Here is a 16,339-nt window from a genome sequence, read left to right as displayed (position 1 = left end):
ATTCTTCATCCATGAAGAATGACCTCCTCTTCGGCCAGCCCCCGGCGCTCCTCAGGAGAGTCCGCTTCGACTCGCCTTCTGCGTTGATGCGTTGAACAGGGCGCGCAGGTCAGCCGGGTCGAGACCACGCTGATCGGGGCGCTCGGCGTGACCCATCAGCGGCAGCAGCTCGGCCAGGGTGGCCAGTGCAATGGCGTAGGGCGTCTTGTCGCCGCCGGTACCTCCGCAAGCCGTGCCGATGGGGCAGCGCACCTGAGCCAGGGCCGCCTCGTCATGGCCGGCGTCGGTGAGCCGCGACCGGAAGCTGGCCCACTTGCTCTTCGAGCCGATCAGGCCGATGGAGGCCATATCGCCCCGCCTGAGCAGGGCGTCGACCAGGGCGCGATCCTCGGCGTGGTCGTGGGTCAGCACGAGGGCATGGCTGCCCGCTGGCAGTGCCGCCACGGCAGCCTCGGGATCGGGGCTTGGCCGGCACTCGAGCCGGGGCTGCTGGGCGGCCCACTCCGGGAAGGCGTCGTCGCGACTGTCGTGCCACAGCACCCGCCAGGGCAGCGGGGCGGCCAGGCGCACTAGCTCGGTGCCGACGTGCCCGGCGCCGAAGATCGCCAGGGTCGAGGCGCTGCCGGGGAAGACCTCGATCAGCAGGTTGACGAAGCCGCCGCAGCACTGGCCGCTGCGCCCGCCCAGGGGAAAGGCCTCCAGGCTCATGCCGCCTTCCCCTCGATCCAGGCGCCCGCGGGCCAGCGCGATGGCCTGCCACTCGAAGGTGCCACCGCCCAGGGTGTCGAAGACCGCATGCTCGGTGATCACCATCCGCGCCCCGGGTTCCCGGGGCGTGGAACCAGCGCTGGTCACCTGGGTGACCAGGGCGTGGGGCAGCCCGTCGCGCTGCAGGCGGTGCAGCGCGGTGTGCCAGCTCTCCGGGCGCCGGGCCGGGTCGTGCGCGGGAGCCATCAGGCGTCCCCCTGTTCCAGCGGCCAGGGGTGGTACTTGGCGCGCAGCGCCTCGGCGGCGAGCAAGACGCGCTCCGGCGTCGCCGGGGTGTCGAGCCTCGGCGCCTCGGCATAGTCGGCCAGGCTGGCCAGGGCATCGCGCAGCGCTGACCACACTGCCATGCCGAGCATGAAAGGGGGTTCGCCTACCGCCTTGGAGCGGTAGATGCTCGCCATGGAGTTAGGGTGACCCTCCATCAGGGCAACGTTGAACACGGGCGGCAGATCGCCATAGGTCGGGATCTTGTAGGTGGCCGGGCCGTCGGAGATCAGCCGGCCGGCCTCGTTCCACTTCAGCTCCTCGCTGGTCAGCCAGCCCATGCCCTGGATGAAGCCCCCCTCCACCTGGCCGATATCGATGGCCGGATTCAGCGAATCGCCCACGTCGTGGAGAATATCGACTCGCTCGACCTGGTACTCGCCGGTGAGGGTGTCGACGCTGACCTCCGCCGCCGCGGCGCCGAAGGCGTAGTAGTAGAAGGGACGACCTTGACCGACGTTGCGGTCGTAGTGGATCAGTGGGGTGGCGTAGAACCCCTTCTCGGAGAGCGAGATGCGATTGAGATAGGCTTCCTGGACCAGTTCGCCCCAGGGAATGCGCCGCTCGCTCTCGCCGTGGCCCGCCACCAGGTGACCGGCTTCCAGGCGCATCGCCTCGCGGTCGAGCCCCTGATCCTTGTACAGATGGGTATGGGCGAAGTCGAACAGCCGCTGCTTGAGCTTCACGCAGGCGTCCCGGGCGGCCTGACCGTTGAGGTCGGCACCGCTCGAGGCCGCGGTGGGCGAGGTGTTGGGCACCTTGTCGGTGCGCGTGGCGGTGATGCGTACCTCGTCGACGTCAAGCCCCAGCTCGCGGGCCACCACCTGACAGATCTTGGTGTGCAGCCCCTGGCCCATCTCGGTGCCGCCGTGGTTGATCATCACGCTGCCGTCGGTGTAGACGTGGAGCAGCGCGCCGGCCTGGTTGAGGTGCTTGGCGGTGAAGGAGATGCCGAATTTCACCGGCGTCAGCGCCAGGCCGCGCTTGACGATCGGGCTGCCCGCATTGAACTCGGTGATGGCCTGGCGACGAGCCCAGTAGTCGCTGCTGCTCTCGAGTCGCTCGACGAGCTCATGCAGCAGGCCGATCTGATCCACCTGCTGGCCATAATGGGTGGTCTGGCGGCCGGCGCGATAGAAGTTGCGCTTACGCACCGTCAGCGGGTCCTCGCCGATGCGTCGGGCGATGTCGTCCATCGCCGCTTCGATCACCATCATCCCCTGGGGGCCGCCGAAGCCGCGGAAGGCGGTGTTGGAGGCCGTATGGGTGCGGGCGCGATGGCCGGTGACTCGCGCCTCGCCCAGCGAGTAGGCGTTGTCGCTATGGAACATGGCGCGGTCGACGATGGCATCCGAGAGGTCCGGCGAGTAGCCGCAGTCGCCGATCACGGTGATCTCGCCGCCCTGGATCACGCCTTGTTCATCGACCCCGAGGCGGTAGCGGTTGTGGAACGGGTGGCGCTTGCCGGTGACGCGCATGTCGTCGGCGCGGGGCAGGCAGACGCGGGCGCCGCGTCCGGTGCGGCGGGCGATCAGCGCGGCCATGCACGCCCATGGCGACGCCTGGGTCTCCTTGCCGCCGAAGCCGCCGCCCATGCGGCGCACTTCTACGGTCACCGCGTGGAAGGGGATACCCAGCACCTCGGCGACCAATTTCTGAGTCTCGCTAGGGTGCTGGTTGGAGGTGTAGACCGTGACGCCTTCGTCCTCGCTGGGCAGCACCAGGCAGGCCTGGCCCTCCAGATAGAAGTGCTCCTGGCCGCCGACGAACTGCTCGGACTCGACCACATGGGCGGCACCGGCCAGTGCCTGCTCCCAGTCGCCGCTCTGCTGCACATGGGTGGGGCGCACGAACTCCCCGCGCTCGGCGGCAGCCACGGGATCCAGGCGGGGAGCGCCCTCCTCGATCTCGGCGATCTCGGCTATCACGGCGGGGCTGGTCGCCTCGCGGGCGGCGCGCTGGCTCTCGGCGGCCACGGCGAAGAGCACCTGACCGGCGTAGCTGATCTCGTCCTCGACGAAGATAGGATCGCCGGGGAACACCGGGCCGATATCCGTGTGGCCCGGCACCTCGCCGATGGCGATGACGTCGACCACGCCGGGCAGTGCCCGTACCCGGTCGAGGTCTAGCCCCTTGAGCCGGCCGTGGGCCACCGGCGAAAGTCCCAGGGCGACGTAGAGGGTATCCGCCGGCGCCTTGAGGTCATCGATGTAGGCGGCGCGGCCGGTGACATGCTTGACCGCGCTCTCGTGGGCGCGGGCGTGGGGGCCTGCCCCGGTGGCGAGGGTGTCGCGGGCCAGGGGGCCGTCGCCCTTGATGCGCCCTACCTGCTCCTGCCGGGCCTTGGCGGATTCAGCGCTGACGTCGGCGTCGGCCATTGTGTCGAGCTTAGTGAGCGTACGCATGGAGCATGACCTCCCCCGGAGAGTGGCTTTCTTGCTGATTCATGACCAGCCGCAGGCGTTCCAGCAGGTTGGCCGCGGAGAGCTGGCGATAGTGTGCGCTGCCGCGGACATCGGACATCGGCTGGAAGTCCTGCTGCAGGGCCAGCCGGGCGGCCTGAAAAGCGGCCGGCGAGGGCGGCTGTCCCTCCAGCGCGGCTTCTGCCCTCGCGGCGCGCTTGGGGGTCGCGGCCATGCCGCCGAAGGCCAGGCGCACGTCGCGCATCTTGCCGGCCTCGCGCTTCCAGCTGAAGGCGCCGAGTACCGCCGAAATATCATCCTCTCTACGCTTGGACAGCTTCCACACCTTGAGGGTTTGTCCCTCTTCGAGCCGCGGCAGAAACACGGCGCGGATGACTTCACCTTCGCCCAGGGCGGTCCGCTTGTAGTCGAGGAAGAAGTCCTCCAGGGGGATCTCGCGCTCGCCCGCGGGGCCGGCTAGCCGCAGCCGCGAGCCCAGCGCCAACAGTACCGGCGGGGTGTCGCCGATCGGCGAGGCGTTGGCGATATTGCCGCCCAGCGTGCCGCGGTTGCGCACCTGAGCCGAGCCCAGGCGATGCAGCAGGTGGGCGAAAGGCTCGAGGTGTTGCGCCAGCAGGGGCTCGAGGCGGGTATAGGTCACGGCAGCGCCGACCCACCAGCCCTGGCGGCCGTCTTCCAGGGTCGCCTCGTCAATGGCGTTGAGTTCGGCAACGCGGGTGGTATCGATGAGATGTGCGAAGCGCTTCAGTCGTTGCGTCACCTCCAGCCAAAGATCGGTGCCGCCGGCCACCAGCGGGGCATCGGGGTAGCGACGGCGGTCCTCAACCAGCTCGGCCAGGGTGGCGGGCTGCGCAAAGGCGGTGTCGTTGTCGTCGGTTGCCTTGGGGGCGGTGGCGTCGGTCGCCAGATCCAACCAGTCGGGGCGCTGATGGGGATGGTCGCTCATGGAGAGTGCGGCATCGCGGATCGGCCGATAGCCGGTGCACCGGCACAGGTTGCCGCCCAGCGCGGCTTCCAGGCGCTCGGGAGTCAGCGGCGCCGGGCGATGTCGCTGCTCCTCGTGAAGGGTGAACAGCGACATCACGATCCCCGGCGTGCAGAAGCCGCACTGGCTGGCGTGGCACTCGACCATGGCCGCCTGGGCCGGGTGGAGGGCCTCGCCTTGGGCCAGTCCGTCCACCGTGACCAAATGGCGGCCGTTGAGCTGGTGGGCAGGGGTGATACAGGCATTGGCGCTGTGATAGTGCAGCTGACCGTCAGGACCCGGTTCACCGATAGCCACGGTACAGGCACCGCAGTCGCCTGAGGCGCAGCCCTCCTTGGTGCCGGTGCTGCCGAGGGTATCGCGCAGCAGCTCCAACACGCTGGTGTCGGGCGTGACGCTGCATTGCTGCGGCTGCCCGTTGAGCTTGAAGTTGATCATCGCCGTGTCTCGAGTTGGCTGTTGATGTTGTTAGGGGATCGCGCAAGCTGTCAGCTTGTTGACCATGTGGTCAGGATGCTTTCAGCATGGGACAGATTGTCGCGCTTTGCAAGTCGCAGCCGGTCGATTCCGACAAAATCCGCTGATCCTCGGGGAATGTCGCCGGCAGCGCGGTGCCAAGGAGGCTATGGGAGGATTTGCAGGCCGAAGCGGGCTGGGGCACTCTTTGCATTCCGAAACTTAGGGTGGGGAGCCTGTCGATGCCACAAACGCCAAGCCCAGAGAAACCGCGTACGCGAATCGTGAGTGTCAGCAACGGTGCCACCCGTGAGCGCAATGAGCGCGAGATTCTCGCCGCCGCCGAGCGGGTGTTCGCTCGGCACGGCTACCGTGGGGCCAGCGTGCAGGCCATTGCCGAAGCGGCGGGGCTGCCGAAGTCCAACGTGCTCTACTATATGGGCAGCAAGCGGGGCCTCTATGTACGGTTGCTGGAGCGCATGATGGCGCGCTGGAATGCGCTCTTGGATGATATCTCGGTGGAGGACGATCCCGCCGAGGTGCTCGAGGCCTTTATTCGTAGCAAGATGGAGCTGTCGCGGCGCCACCCGGAAGGCTCCCGGCTGTTCGCCGCCGAGATTCTCGGCGGTGCGCCTTTTCTGCAGGAGTATCTGAGCGGTGAGCTACGTGCCTGGGTGGAAGAGCGCGCGCGTATCTTCGAGCAGTGGGCCGAGCGCGGCCTAATGGACCCGGTAGATCCGGTGTGGCTGATCTTTTTGATCTGGTCCGCCACCCAGCACTACGCCGACTTCGAGGCCCAGGTGCTGGGGATTACCGGCAAGGAGGCGCTGACCGACCGCGACGTGGAACAGATCACCGCCTTCCTGACCCAGGTGATCCTCAAGGGGTGCGGGGTGAGACCGCCTGGGAGCGGGGCATGATAGAGTGTTGTCAGGCGCATGTTGAAAAGGTGAAGCCATGAATACGGCAAAGGACGATGTGCGGCAACTGCTCGAGTCCCTTCCCGAGGACTGTACGATGGAAGATATCCAGTACCATCTCTACGTCGTAGAAAAAGTACAGCGAGGCAGTCAGCGCGCCGAGACCGAGGGGGCTCTGAGCCAAGAACAGGTCGAGAGGAAGCTGGCAAAGTGGCTCGACCGCTAGCCTGGTCACCAGAAGCGCTCGAGGATCTGGCACTCATCGCTGAGTATATCGAGCGAGATTCGGCCTTCTATGCACGGGCTGTCGTAACCAAGTTGGTGGATACGGCTCGGGCGCTAGGGGAGTTTCCTGAGCTAGGCAGAGTCGTGCCCGAGCTTGCTGAGGTGAATATTCGTGAGCGCTTTGTCTATAGCTACCGCCTGATTTATCGCGTGGAGGCTGAGCGTATCCTGATTCTGGCAGTCATCCATGGGCGTCGACTGTTGGAAAATACAGAGCGCTTCCCTCAATAGACGTCAAGCCTCCCTCGGCAGGGCCAGGCTGATCGCCACCGTCGCCGCGAGCATCGCACTCGACACCCACAGCGTGGCGGTGAGGCCGCCGGTCATGTAGAGCCAGCCGGAGAGCAGGGTGCCGATCAACCGTCCCATGGCGTTGGCCATGTAGTAGAAGCCCACGTCCAGGGAGACCCCGTCGCTTCTGGCCAGCTTCACGATCAGGAAGCTGTGCAGGCTGGAGTTCACCGCGAAGACCGCGCCGAAGAGCAAGAGCCCTCCCAGCAGTACGACGTGTGGTTGAACCTCCATAAGGAGAGCAATCAGCGCCGGCAGGGCGGCCAGCGCCCCGGCCCAGGCGATGGCGGCGCCGCGCCCCGCGCTCCGTCCGGTGATCCTGGGGGCTGCGGCCTGCACCGCCCCGTAGCCGATCACCCAGAGCGCCAGGAAGCCCCCCACCCGCCAGCTGTCCCAGCCGAACTGGGTGGCCAGGAAGACCGGCAAGGCCACCACGAACCAGACGTCCCGGGCGCCGAAGAGACACAGCCGAGCCGCCGAGAGGATATTGATGGCGCGGCTCTTGGAGAGCATCTCGCGAAACTTCGGCTTGGCCTTGGCGCGGCCAAGGTCGCCGTCCAGGCGCATGAGAGAGAGCGCCAGCACCCCGGCCAGCATCACCGCCATGGCGAGTATCGCCCCCTGGAAGCCGATCAGGGTCAGCAGCAGCCCCCCCAGGAAGAAGCCCACCCCCTTCAGCGCGTTCTTGGAGCCGGTGAGCAGCGCCACCCAGCGGTAGAGCGAGGCGTGTCCGGCGTCGCCGGCCGGCACCAGGGTCTTGATGGCGCTCTTGGCGCTCATCTTGTTGAGATCCTTGGCGATGCCCGAGAGCGCCTGGGCGGCCATCACCCAGGGCACCGAGAGCCAGGCCACCGGCACCAGCAGCATGGCCAGTGCCGCCACCTGCAGGCCGAGCCCCAGGTTCATGGTGCGGTTGAGCCCGAGGCGCGCCCCCAGCCAGCCCCCCACCAGGTTGGTCACCACCCCGAAGAACTCGTAGAAGAGAAACAGCAGCGCCACCTCGAGTGCCGAGTAGCCGAGTCCATAGAAGTAGAGCACCACCAGCATGCGCAGGGCGCCGTCGGTGAGGGTGAAGGCCCAGTAGTTGCCGGTGACCAGCAGGTACTGGCGGATCTCCCGGGGCAGGGCGGCGACGCGGGCGATCATGCGTCCGCCATCCCCACCTTGGCGGCCAGCTCCGCAGTGCGGCAGGCGTAGCCGTACTCGTTGTCGTACCAGGCGTAGAGCTTCACCTGGGTGCCGGCCACCACCATGGTGGAGGGCCCATCGACGATGGCGCTGCGCGGGTCCGTGCGGTAGTCGATGGAGACCAGCGGACGCGCCTCAAAGCCCAGGATGCCGGCGAGCTCGCCCTCGGCGGCGGCCTTCAGCAGGGCGTTGACCTCCTCCTCGGTGGTCTCGCGGGCGACCTCGAAGACCATGTCGGTGAGCGAGGCGTTGGCGAGCGGCACGCGCACGGCGTGGCCGTTCAGCTTACCCTCGAGCTCCGGGAAGATGGCGGTGATCGCCTTGGCGGAGCCGGTGGTGGTCGGGATCAGGCTCATGCCGCAGGCCCGGGCGCGCCTGAGATCCTTGTGGGGAGCATCCAGAATCGTCTGCGTGTTGGTGATGTCGTGGATGGTGGTCATGGAGCCGTGGCGGATGCCGAGGTTCTCGTGGATCACCTTGACCACCGGGGCCAGGCAGTTGGTGGTGCAGCTCGCCGCGGTGACGAGGCGGTGCTCGGCCGGGTCGAACAGATGATCGTTGACGCCCACCACCAGGTTGAGCACGCCCTCGTCCTTTACCGGGGCGCTCACCACCACCCGCTTGACCCCCTGGTCCAGGTAGCGCTGGAGCTTCTCTCGCGTCTTGATCCTGCCAGAGGCCTCGATCACCACGTCACAGCCGGACCAGTCGGTGTCATCGATCTCGCGGTGTGACGTGAAGGCGATGTGCCGGCCGGCCACCGTCAGGGAGGACTCGTCCGCCGTGATATCATCGCCGCCGCCCGTCCACTGGCCGTGCACCGAGTCGAACTGCAGCAGGTGGGCGAAGGTGGCGGCGTCGCCGCCCGGGTCGTTGATCTGCACGAACTCAAGCTCCGGGTTCGTCCAGCCGGCGCGCAGGGCCAGGCGGCCGATGCGGCCGAAGCCGTTGATGCCGATGCGTATCGCCATGGGGGGCTCCTTGGGTGTCGCAGGAAAAAGCAGGAAGAGCATATATGGCGAATCGTATATGAAACAGGATGACAGTTCGATGACAGCGTCGCTGCCCATCGAGGCCAGGCTCGACGCCATCGGTGCCGCCCTGGCGGACCACTCCCGGGCGCTGCTGGTAGCCGAGCCCGGGGCCGGCAAGACCACCCGGGTGCCCCTGGCGCTGCTCGAGGCCCCCTGGGCCCGCGAGGGGCGGCTGCTGCTGCTGGAGCCGCGGCGGGTGGCGGCGCGGCTCGCTGCCGGCTTTATGGCGGAAAGCTTGGGGGAGAAGGTCGGCGAGACCGTCGGCTACCGGATGCGCGGGGAGAGCCGGGTGGGGCCCGCCACGCGCCTCGAGGTGGTCACCCAGGGGGTGCTCACCCGCATGCTCCAGGAGGATCCGCTGCTGGAGGGGGTGGCCGGCATCCTCTTCGACGAGTTCCACGAGCGCAGCCTGGAGGCGGACCTCGGCCTGGCGCTGGCCCTGGACGCCCAGTCGGTGCGCGACGACCTGCGCCTGCTGGTGATGTCGGCGACCCTGGACGTCGAGGCCCTGCTCGGCGTGCTGGGGGAGGGCACCCCGGTGATCGACTGCCCCGGGCGTACCTTTCCCGTCGCGACCCGCTACCGCGCCCTCAACGCCCGGGAGGAGGCCGCGCCCCAGCAGGCCCGGGCGCTGCTCGACGCCATGGGGCAGCAGGAGGGCGACGCCCTGGTGATCCTCCCCGGTGTGGCGGAGATCCGCCGCCTGGCCCGGGAGCTCTCGCACCGCTCGCCCGAGCTTGCCGTCATGGAGCTTCATGGACGCCTGCCCCTCGAGGCTCAGCGCCGGGCCCTGCGCCCCGACCCCGAGGACCGCCGTCGGGTGGTGCTGGCCACCGCCATCGCCGAGTCCAGCGTCACCGTGGACGGCGTGCGCCTGGTGGTGGACGCCGGCCAGGAGCGGGTGCCGGTGTTCCAGCCGAGAAGCGGCCTGACCCGCCTGACGACGCGCCGGGTCAACCGCGCCAGCGCCGACCAGCGCCGGGGCCGTGCCGGCCGCCAGGGCCCCGGCCTCTGCCTGCGTCTCTGGGCCGAGGAGCAGCCGCTCATCCCCCACGGCGAGCCGGAGATCCGCCAGGCCGATCTCGCCCCGCTGGCCTTCGAGCTGGCGCGCTGGGGCGTCACCGACCCGGGTAGCCTCGCCTGGGTCACCCCGCCCCCCGCCGCGGCGCTTTCCGCCGGGCGCGAGCTGCTCCGGCGCCTGGGGCTGCTGGATGCCGAGCACCACCTGACCGAGCTGGGACGGCGAGCGGGTCGCTGGCCCACCCACCCGCGTCTCGCGGCCATGCTGGAGCGCGCCCGAGGGCTCGACGCGCTGCCGCTGGCCTGCGCCCTGGTGGCGCTGCTGGAGGGGCGCGGCCCGGACGACGAGCGGGACCTGGAGCAGGCGCTGCGGGGCCGGCTGCGCGAGCCCCGGGAGCACCGCCAGTGGCAGCACGACGCCAAACGCCTGGCGCGCATTGTGGGGGTGTCACTGGACGTGGCGAGCCTTTCGCCGCTCGGCGAGCTGCTGGCGCTGGCCTATCCGGAGCGCATCGCCCAGCGCCTGGACGCCCCGGGCCGCTTTCGCCTGGCCGGCGGGGGCCTGGCGACCCTGCCCGACCGCCACCCCCTGGCCCACGCCGAGCTGCTGGTGGCGGTGGAGCTCGACGGCGAGGCGAGCGGGGCGCGCATCTTCCGCGCCGTGGGGCTCTCTCGGGAGCGGCTCGAGGCGCTCTATCCAGAGTGCGGCCAGTGGCGAGCGAGCCTCGAGTGGTCCGACGACCAGGGCCGTCTGCTCGGCGAGCAGGTGCGTGGCCTGGGCGCGGTGGTGCTAGAGCGCAAGCCCCTGTCCAAGCTGCCTCCGGAGGCAGTGAGGGCGGCGCTGCTCGAGGCGCTGCGCCGCCGGGGCCTGCCCCGGGATGACGCCCTGACCCAGCTGCAGGGGCGGGTGGCGCTGCTGCGATGGAGGCTGGGTTCCGACGGGCCGGCGGCGTGGCCCGACTGGTCCGACGAGGCCCTGCTGGCGAGCCTCGAGGCGTGGCTGGGGCCGCACCTCGACGGCATCACCCGGCTCGACGCCGTGGAGCGCCTGCCCCTGGCGCGACTGCTCCTCGACACCCTCGACTGGCGCCTGCGCGCCCGCCTTGACGAGCTGGCCCCGGCGCGACTCCCGGTGCCCAGCGGCGCCAGCCACCGGATGGACTACGCGCCCTGCCGGGAGGGCAAGCCGCCGGTGCTGGCGGTGAAGCTGCAGGAGTGCTTCGGCTGGCAGGCCTCGCCTCGCGTCGCCGACGGCCGCGAGGCGGTGCTGCTGCACCTGCTCTCGCCGGCCCGACGCCCGCTGCAGGTCACCGCGGACCTTTCGAGCTTCTGGGCGGGCGGCTACCCGGAGGTACGCAAGGAGATGCGCGGCCGCTACCCCAAGCACCCCTGGCCCGAGGATCCCACCACCGCCCAGGCCACTGCGCGCACCAAGCGGCGGGGGTAGTGCCAGTCGCCTAGGCGGTCACCAGGCTCACCGCGCCCATGGCCAGCGCCAGCAGCCCCAGGCTAATGCCGAAGGCGGGCCAGGGCAGCAGCCTGGCGTCAGCGCGGCGTAGTTTCCAGCCCAGCAGGCGTAGCTGGCGAGCCAGCCGCTGGTGGCGCTGGCCAAGGTGGCGGTGATAGGCCGCTCGCCGGGCGGCAAGGTGGGCCTGCAGGCGTGTTGCCGGCAGCACCAGGGCAGCCAGTGCCAGGGCCGTCAGCGGTGCCACGCTGCCCTTGGCCAGCGACTGGGCGGGGGCATCGGTCAGGGTGGCGGCCGCCTGCCATGCCCAGGGTAGCAGGGCGGCGGCAGCGCCTAGCCCCCACCAGCCGAGCCACAGGCCGAGCGGCAGCGGCGTCGCCAGCGCGGTGGCTGGCTGTCGACGCAACAGCCAGAACAGCCGCAGCATCAGCAGGGCGGTGGCCACGCCGCTGAGAGTGATTGGCCAGCTGGGCAGGCCGCTGCCCGTCAGCGCCGCATCCATTCCGGCCTTGATCAGCACGCCGCCGGTGACCGGGACGCCGGCCAGCGTCAGAGCGGGCAGGAGCATGCCCAGAATCACCCAGCGGCGAGTGGCCGGCAGGGCCCGGAGCAGCATGCCGACGCCGAGAAACAGCGCCGCCTTGGCGAGGGCGTGGACCGCCACCAGCAGCAGCAGGACGCCGAGTGCCTTGCTATTGGCGCCTTCCATCAGCGCTAGCCCGAGCAGCGCGGTGATCAGCCCCATCTGACTTACGCTCGACCAGGCCAGCAGTGTCTTGGGATCGTCCTGGGGGAGCCCGCGAAGGGCGCCGTAGAGGGCGCCCGCGAGCCCAGCCACGACCAGCGGCGGGCCCCAGGCGGCCATCTCCCCGGCGGCCGGCAGCAGGCGCAGCACACCCAGCACGCCGGCCTTGATCATCAGTCCCGAGAGCAGTGCACTGGCCATGGGAGGCGCCACCGGGTGGGCCAGCGGCAGCCAGGCATGCACGCCGATTACCCCGGCCTTGATGGCGAGTCCCGCGGCCAGGCAGGCCATCGCCAGCGGCGGCAAGCCGCTTGCTGCCAGCGCGGTGAAGCGCAGATCGCTGGTGGCGGTGACCGTCAGCGCCAGGCCCGCCAGCATGGCCACTTCGGCCAGCAGCATCATGGCCAGGTAGCCGCCGCCGGCGCGCCTGGCCTGCGGAGTACCATGATGCTGCACCATCGCCCAGCAGAGCAGGCCGAGCAGGGCGATGCCGGTGTAAAAGCTCAGCAGGTCCTGGGCCAGCAGCGTCAGCGCGTGCGCTGCGGCCGTCGCGGCCAGCACCCACAGCAGTCGGCCGGGAGCCGGGATATGCGCGTGGCTGCGGGCGGCAAAGGCGATAGCCAGGGGCCAGATCGCCAGCGCCGGCAGCACGAAGGCCAGGCCGAGCGGATCGGGCCAGGGCATCGCCAGCTGGGGGGCGCCACCGGACAGCAGCGCGGCGGGGCCCAGCAGCCAGGCCAGCAGGGCCAGGCCCAGCCCCAGCGCAGAGAGCCGGACGATACGCGGATTCCGGCCGTCGCTGGTAAAGGGGTCAGGTGGCGTCGTCGATCGTGACGCGGTCGGGCTCAGGGCCAGATCGAGCAGCCGGCACAGCCAGGCGGCGGTCAACAGGGTGCCCAGCAGCAGGCTCAGGGCGATTACCGCCTGGCCCTCGACCAGGGCCGCCTGCAGCAGCCCCCACTTGCCGATGAAGCCGCCGGTGGGGGGGATGCCCACCAGGCTGATCCCGCCCAGCGCCACGGCGCACCAGGCCTGCGGCAGCGATGCGGCACTTCCGGTCAGACCGGCCAGGCGGTCGTGTCCGTGGGCGGCGGCGATGGCGCCGGCGGCCAGGAACAGCGCCGCCTTGGCCAGGCCGTGGGCCAGCAGCATCAGCAGCGCGCCCTGCGTGGCTAGGAGGGTAGCGTCACTGCCGCTGGCCCAGCCGGTGTCGCCGGCGAATCCCAGGAGCAGCAGGGCGTAACCGCTCTGTGACAGGGTGGACCAGGCGATCAGTCGCTTGAGGCGCGACTGCAACAGGGCCTGTATCCCGCCCCACACCAGCGCGGCGCTGCCCAGCAGCATCAACAGCGTCGCCAGGGGGAGCCGGAGGTGGGCGAACGGGCCAAGCCACAGCTGCCACAGCACGAACAGCGCCACGGCGACCACCACCGCCGAGAGCATGGCGCTGACCGGCGGTCGGGCGCGGGCATGGGCGTCGGGGAGCCAGGCGTGCAACGGCACCATGGCGGCCTTGATCAAGAGTCCCAGGCTGATGGCGACCGCCGCCAGTCGCGCGGCGCCTCCGTCCTCGAGGGCCTCGGCAAGCAGCGTCATGTCCAGGCGGGCGGTCTGGCCGTAGAGCAGGGCGACACCTAGGAGATAGAGCAGTGAGGCGAGCAGCGAGGCGAGCAGATAGCGTAGCGCGGCACGCCCCCGAGGGTCGTCTCGCGACATGGCGACCAGACCCACCGCCGCCAACGCCACCAGCTCCAGGGTCACGTAGAGGTTGAAAAGATCGCGGGAGAGCAGCAGGGCATTGAGCCCACCCCATAGCAGCCACCACAGGCTCCACAGATAGCGATCCTGGCGGATGTCGTGTTCCAGCAGCAGGGCGAGGCTGCTGGCGCCGGCCACCAGCGCCGTCATCGCGAGCATCAAGGCGCGCGGCGGGTCGAGCTGCCAGAGGATGCCGACCGGGGGATGCCATCCGCCCAGGGCGATGTGGCTGTGGAGGTCTGGCAGCAGGGAGAGGGCGGCACTGCCCAGGGCGATCGGCATGATCGTCAGGCCGAAGGCCACCTGACGGCGTGGGCTGGCAAGCCCCAGGAAGGCCGTCAATGCCAGGGTCAGCGGGATGACCACGACCAGCGGCAGCGCCCAGGCCGTCAGCGTCTCGGTCATGGCGACTCCTCGGGGTCGCGGTGATGCCTCTGGCCGCGCACGATCAGCGCCAGGGCCGCCGCCGTGGTGCTGATCGCTACCACGATCCCGGTCAGCACCATGGCGTGGGGCACCGGATCGATCCCCTCGGCACTGTGAGCCAGGGTGACGAGGAGCAGGAAGATGGCGCTGGCCAGCACGTTGAGGGCCAGCACCCGGCGCAGCAGGTCGGCGAAGCGGAACAGGCCGACCAGGGCCATCCCGCACAGTACGGCCGAGAGCAGGGCGTAGAGTGGGGTCATCGTCCCGGGTCCCCGTAGAGGTAGAAGGCCATCATCATCAGAGCGATGGAGAGCGCCGTGGCCACCTCCACGGCCAGGATCAGCGTCGGCGCCAGGGAGGAGGGGATGGCGAAGAAGGTGCCGGTGAGCAGCAGACCCCCCAGGGCCACGCAGAGAAACATCAGCAAGCCGGCGGCCAGCAGGCTCCGCAGCAGCCACTGGTGCTGCGCCCGGTGCATCCAGGGCACGCTGCCGGCGAGCAGCAGCAGCACCCCGCCGGCGCCCAGCACGGCCCCGGCGGGGAAGGCGCCTCCTGGGGCGTGACTGCCACGCCACAGCAGGTAGGCAGGCACCAGCAGGAACAGCGGATGCAGCAGGTGCGACAGTGCCGGTAGGCCCGGCAGGGCGGTGGCTGGAGCGAAGGGGCGTAGCGCCGGCCCCAGCGACCAGACCAGCGCCACCGCGGTCAGCATCACGGCCACCTCCAGCAGGGTGTCCAGGCCGCGCAGGTTGAGCAGCACCGCCGTGACCGCATGGCTGACGCCGGAGGCCTCCAGCTCGCTGGCCACCTCTGCGGCGAGGCCCGGCCGCGGCAGCCGGTGGGCGACCCAGCCGAGCCAGGCGGCGATCAGCCCGGCTGCCGCCAGGGCCGGATAGAGTAGCCGTCGCTGCAGGGGACGAAGACCAGCGGTAGGCCATGGGTGTGCCGGTAACCGGCCCAGCGCCGAGAGCAGCAGGGCGCCGGTGACGCCGGCGCCGATGGCGGCTTCGGCCAGGGCGATATCGGGAGCGTTCAGGCGTACCCAGACCAGGGCCATCAGCAAGCCGAAAGCCATGAAGCTGACCACCGCCGCAAAGCGGTGGTGGCCAAACAGGGTCTGCCAGGCCAGCCCGATCAGGCTGGCGGCCAGCAGCAGGTCGAAGGCCCAGCTCAGTACCATCACCGTGTCGATGGCCTCGGCGGCTCCGACCGCTCGGTTTCAGGCTGAGACGCGGTACGCGGCCTGATGCCGCAGGCCAGCGCGGTGGCGGCGATCAGGGTGGCGCCGACGCTGGAGGCCACCAGCATCAGCACCCAGATCAGCAGGTACTTCACGGCCACCGCGAGACTGGCTGACTGCAGGGCCAGGCCCAGGCAGATCAGACCCAGGCCCAGGGTATCGGCCTTGGTCAGGGCATGAAGGCGGGCATAGACATCGGGGAAGCGCACCAGGCCGAGGCTGCCGGCGCCAAAGAACAGCACGCCGAGCGCCACCAGCACGGGGCTTAGCCAGGCCAGCGGCTCAGTCACGGCGAGCCTCCTCGCGGGTACTGCCGTCCTCCCTGAGCAAGGTCCAGGTGCGGGTGACGAAGTTGGCGGTGGCGATGGCCGCCAGCAGGGCGAAGAGCAGCGCCACATCGACCAGCGCCGGCAGGTCCAGGGCGGTGCTGAGCAAGAGCAGCACGGCGATGGCCGAGGTGCTGATCAGCTCGGCGGCGAGCATTCGGTCGGCGCTGGTGGGGCCGCGCCAGATGCGCCAGATGCCGACGCCGGCATTGATCAGCAGCAGGGTGGCGCCGGCCACGTAGAGCTGGGAGATCATGGCTTGGCCCCATCGGGCGGGGTGACGCCATAGAGGCGGGCGATGCGTTGCTCCAGCCGTGCCAGTGCCCGTGATGTGTCGTCATGGTGGTGAAGCACGTGGACGTGAAGGGCGTCCTGGGTCAGGCGCAGGGTCAGGGTGCCCGGCACCAGGTTGATCAGGGAGGCCATGAACAGTCGCGCCGGGCCCTCGGGAAGCTGCTGCCAGGGATATTCGATCACTCTGGTGTCAAGCGCCAGGCGTCCCCGGCAGGCCAGCCGAGCTACCTGCATTCCCCCGCGCAGCGAGAGCATGAGGGCCTGGGGCAGGAAGGTCAGGGCGACCAGCAACCGCCAGCGCCAGGCCCCGGGCGCCGGCATCAGCAGCGCCGTGGCAACGATGGCCGGCAGCCCCCAGCGCCAGGCGCGTGGGTCGCCGGCACTCAGTGCCCACCACAGCAGGGCTAACAGGGCGAGGCGCCAGGCCCAGGCTGTCCATTGTCGACCCATC

Annotated in this window: 15 protein-coding genes; 4 read left to right on the top strand and 11 right to left on the bottom strand. The window is 69.9% G+C overall.

The window, feature by feature from the left end; translation table 11 throughout:
* Positions 1-51 precede the first annotated feature (51 nt).
* From xdhC to xdhA, 3 genes are read right to left on the bottom strand one after another with little or no spacing between them, the layout of a single operon-like run.
* A complete protein-coding gene (gene xdhC, locus ACZIYR_RS10060) occupies positions 52-954 on the bottom strand; it encodes a xanthine dehydrogenase accessory protein XdhC (RefSeq protein ID WP_483526593.1) in 903 nt (300 codons plus the stop codon).
* Positions 954-3,437: a xanthine dehydrogenase molybdopterin binding subunit gene (gene xdhB / locus ACZIYR_RS10055; protein WP_483526592.1), complete on the bottom strand. Its 2,484-nt coding sequence runs from the start codon at positions 3,435-3,437 to the stop codon at positions 954-956. The genes xdhC and xdhB overlap by 1 nt, the downstream gene beginning before the upstream one ends.
* Complete coding sequence (gene xdhA, locus ACZIYR_RS10050) at positions 3,421-4,878, bottom strand: xanthine dehydrogenase small subunit (protein ID WP_483526591.1); 1,458 nt, start codon at positions 4,876-4,878, stop codon at positions 3,421-3,423. Before xdhA ends, xdhB begins: the two co-directional genes overlap by 17 nt.
* A 260-nt stretch (positions 4,879-5,138) precedes the next feature.
* Between xdhA and ACZIYR_RS10045 the strand changes: the two genes are divergently transcribed.
* Genes ACZIYR_RS10045 through ACZIYR_RS10035 form a run of 3 tightly spaced genes read left to right on the top strand, consistent with a single transcriptional unit; the run spans position 5,139 to position 6,332 of the window.
* Positions 5,139-5,816 (top strand): TetR/AcrR family transcriptional regulator, encoded by a 678-nt coding sequence (locus tag ACZIYR_RS10045; protein WP_473033621.1) that lies wholly within the window; start codon positions 5,139-5,141, stop codon positions 5,814-5,816.
* A 37-nt stretch (positions 5,817-5,853) separates the two neighbouring features.
* Entirely contained in the window at positions 5,854-6,042 is a 189-nt protein-coding gene (locus ACZIYR_RS10040; RefSeq protein WP_473033620.1) for a hypothetical protein, read from the top strand.
* A complete protein-coding gene (locus tag ACZIYR_RS10035; RefSeq protein WP_483526590.1) occupies positions 6,027-6,332 on the top strand; it encodes a type II toxin-antitoxin system RelE/ParE family toxin in 306 nt (101 codons plus the stop codon). The genes ACZIYR_RS10040 and ACZIYR_RS10035 overlap by 16 nt, the downstream gene beginning before the upstream one ends.
* 3 nt (positions 6,333-6,335) lie before the next feature.
* On the opposite strand, the gene arsJ is transcribed toward ACZIYR_RS10035, so the two are convergent.
* Positions 6,336-7,538, bottom strand: a complete 1,203-nt coding sequence (gene arsJ, locus ACZIYR_RS10030; RefSeq protein WP_483526589.1) for an organoarsenical effux MFS transporter ArsJ — start codon at positions 7,536-7,538, stop codon at positions 6,336-6,338.
* On the bottom strand, positions 7,535-8,551 hold the full coding sequence (locus ACZIYR_RS10025) for an ArsJ-associated glyceraldehyde-3-phosphate dehydrogenase (protein WP_483526588.1): 1,017 nt from the start codon (positions 8,549-8,551) through the stop codon (positions 7,535-7,537). Before ACZIYR_RS10025 ends, arsJ begins: the two co-directional genes overlap by 4 nt.
* A 79-nt stretch (positions 8,552-8,630) precedes the next feature.
* On the opposite strand from ACZIYR_RS10025, the gene hrpB reads away from it, so the two are divergent.
* Positions 8,631-11,081 carry an ATP-dependent helicase HrpB gene (hrpB, locus tag ACZIYR_RS10020; protein ID WP_483526587.1) on the top strand — a complete coding sequence of 817 codons (2,451 nt, stop codon included), beginning with the start codon at positions 8,631-8,633 and terminating at the stop codon, positions 11,079-11,081.
* Positions 11,082-11,091: 10 nt separating this feature from the next.
* Here hrpB and ACZIYR_RS10015 read toward each other — a convergent pair whose 3' ends face one another.
* From ACZIYR_RS10015 to ACZIYR_RS09990, 6 genes are read right to left on the bottom strand one after another with little or no spacing between them, the layout of a single operon-like run.
* The gene (locus tag ACZIYR_RS10015; protein WP_483526586.1) at positions 11,092-14,007 is read right to left on the bottom strand and encodes a proton-conducting transporter transmembrane domain-containing protein; all 2,916 of its coding nucleotides are present in this window, start codon (positions 14,005-14,007) and stop codon (positions 11,092-11,094) included.
* Positions 14,004-14,288, bottom strand: a complete 285-nt coding sequence (locus ACZIYR_RS10010) for an NADH-quinone oxidoreductase subunit K (protein ID WP_483526585.1) — start codon at positions 14,286-14,288, stop codon at positions 14,004-14,006. Before ACZIYR_RS10010 ends, ACZIYR_RS10015 begins: the two co-directional genes overlap by 4 nt.
* Entirely contained in the window at positions 14,285-15,208 is a 924-nt protein-coding gene (locus ACZIYR_RS10005; protein ID WP_483526584.1) for a hydrogenase subunit MbhD domain-containing protein, read from the bottom strand. Before ACZIYR_RS10005 ends, ACZIYR_RS10010 begins: the two co-directional genes overlap by 4 nt.
* Complete coding sequence (gene mnhG, locus ACZIYR_RS10000; protein WP_473033607.1) at positions 15,208-15,558, bottom strand: monovalent cation/H(+) antiporter subunit G; 351 nt, start codon at positions 15,556-15,558, stop codon at positions 15,208-15,210. Before mnhG ends, ACZIYR_RS10005 begins: the two co-directional genes overlap by 1 nt.
* Entirely contained in the window at positions 15,551-15,850 is a 300-nt protein-coding gene (locus ACZIYR_RS09995; protein WP_473033606.1) for an MrpF/PhaF family protein, read from the bottom strand. The genes mnhG and ACZIYR_RS09995 overlap by 8 nt, the downstream gene beginning before the upstream one ends.
* Positions 15,847-16,338, bottom strand: coding sequence for a Na+/H+ antiporter subunit E (locus ACZIYR_RS09990; RefSeq protein ID WP_473033605.1), 492 nt, complete (start codon positions 16,336-16,338; stop codon positions 15,847-15,849). Before ACZIYR_RS09990 ends, ACZIYR_RS09995 begins: the two co-directional genes overlap by 4 nt.
* Position 16,339 lies beyond the last annotated feature (1 nt).

The sequence above is a fragment of the Billgrantia sp. NRB1 genome (assembly GCF_056921725.1).
This window is presented reverse-complemented; position numbering and strand designations above follow the sequence as displayed.

Coding starts and splice junctions, on each gene's coding strand:
- xdhC (WP_483526593.1), bottom strand. CDS start 954: ATGGCTCCCGCGCACGACCCGGCCCGGCGCCCGGAGAGCTGGCACACC.
- xdhB (WP_483526592.1), bottom strand. CDS start 3,437: ATGCGTACGCTCACTAAGCTCGACACAATGGCCGACGCCGACGTCAGC.
- xdhA (WP_483526591.1), bottom strand. CDS start 4,878: ATGATCAACTTCAAGCTCAACGGGCAGCCGCAGCAATGCAGCGTCACG.
- ACZIYR_RS10045 (WP_473033621.1), top strand. CDS start 5,139: ATGCCACAAACGCCAAGCCCAGAGAAACCGCGTACGCGAATCGTGAGT.
- ACZIYR_RS10040 (WP_473033620.1), top strand. CDS start 5,854: ATGAATACGGCAAAGGACGATGTGCGGCAACTGCTCGAGTCCCTTCCC.
- arsJ (WP_483526589.1), bottom strand. CDS start 7,538: ATGATCGCCCGCGTCGCCGCCCTGCCCCGGGAGATCCGCCAGTACCTG.
- ACZIYR_RS10025 (WP_483526588.1), bottom strand. CDS start 8,551: ATGGCGATACGCATCGGCATCAACGGCTTCGGCCGCATCGGCCGCCTG.
- hrpB (WP_483526587.1), top strand. CDS start 8,631: ATGACAGCGTCGCTGCCCATCGAGGCCAGGCTCGACGCCATCGGTGCC.
- ACZIYR_RS10015 (WP_483526586.1), bottom strand. CDS start 14,007: ATGACCGAGACGCTGACGGCCTGGGCGCTGCCGCTGGTCGTGGTCATC.
- ACZIYR_RS10010 (WP_483526585.1), bottom strand. CDS start 14,288: ATGACCCCACTCTACGCCCTGCTCTCGGCCGTACTGTGCGGGATGGCC.
- ACZIYR_RS10005 (WP_483526584.1), bottom strand. CDS start 15,208: ATGGTACTGAGCTGGGCCTTCGACCTGCTGCTGGCCGCCAGCCTGATC.
- ACZIYR_RS09995 (WP_473033606.1), bottom strand. CDS start 15,850: ATGATCTCCCAGCTCTACGTGGCCGGCGCCACCCTGCTGCTGATCAAT.
- ACZIYR_RS09990 (WP_473033605.1), bottom strand. CDS start 16,338: ATGGGTCGACAATGGACAGCCTGGGCCTGGCGCCTCGCCCTGTTAGCC.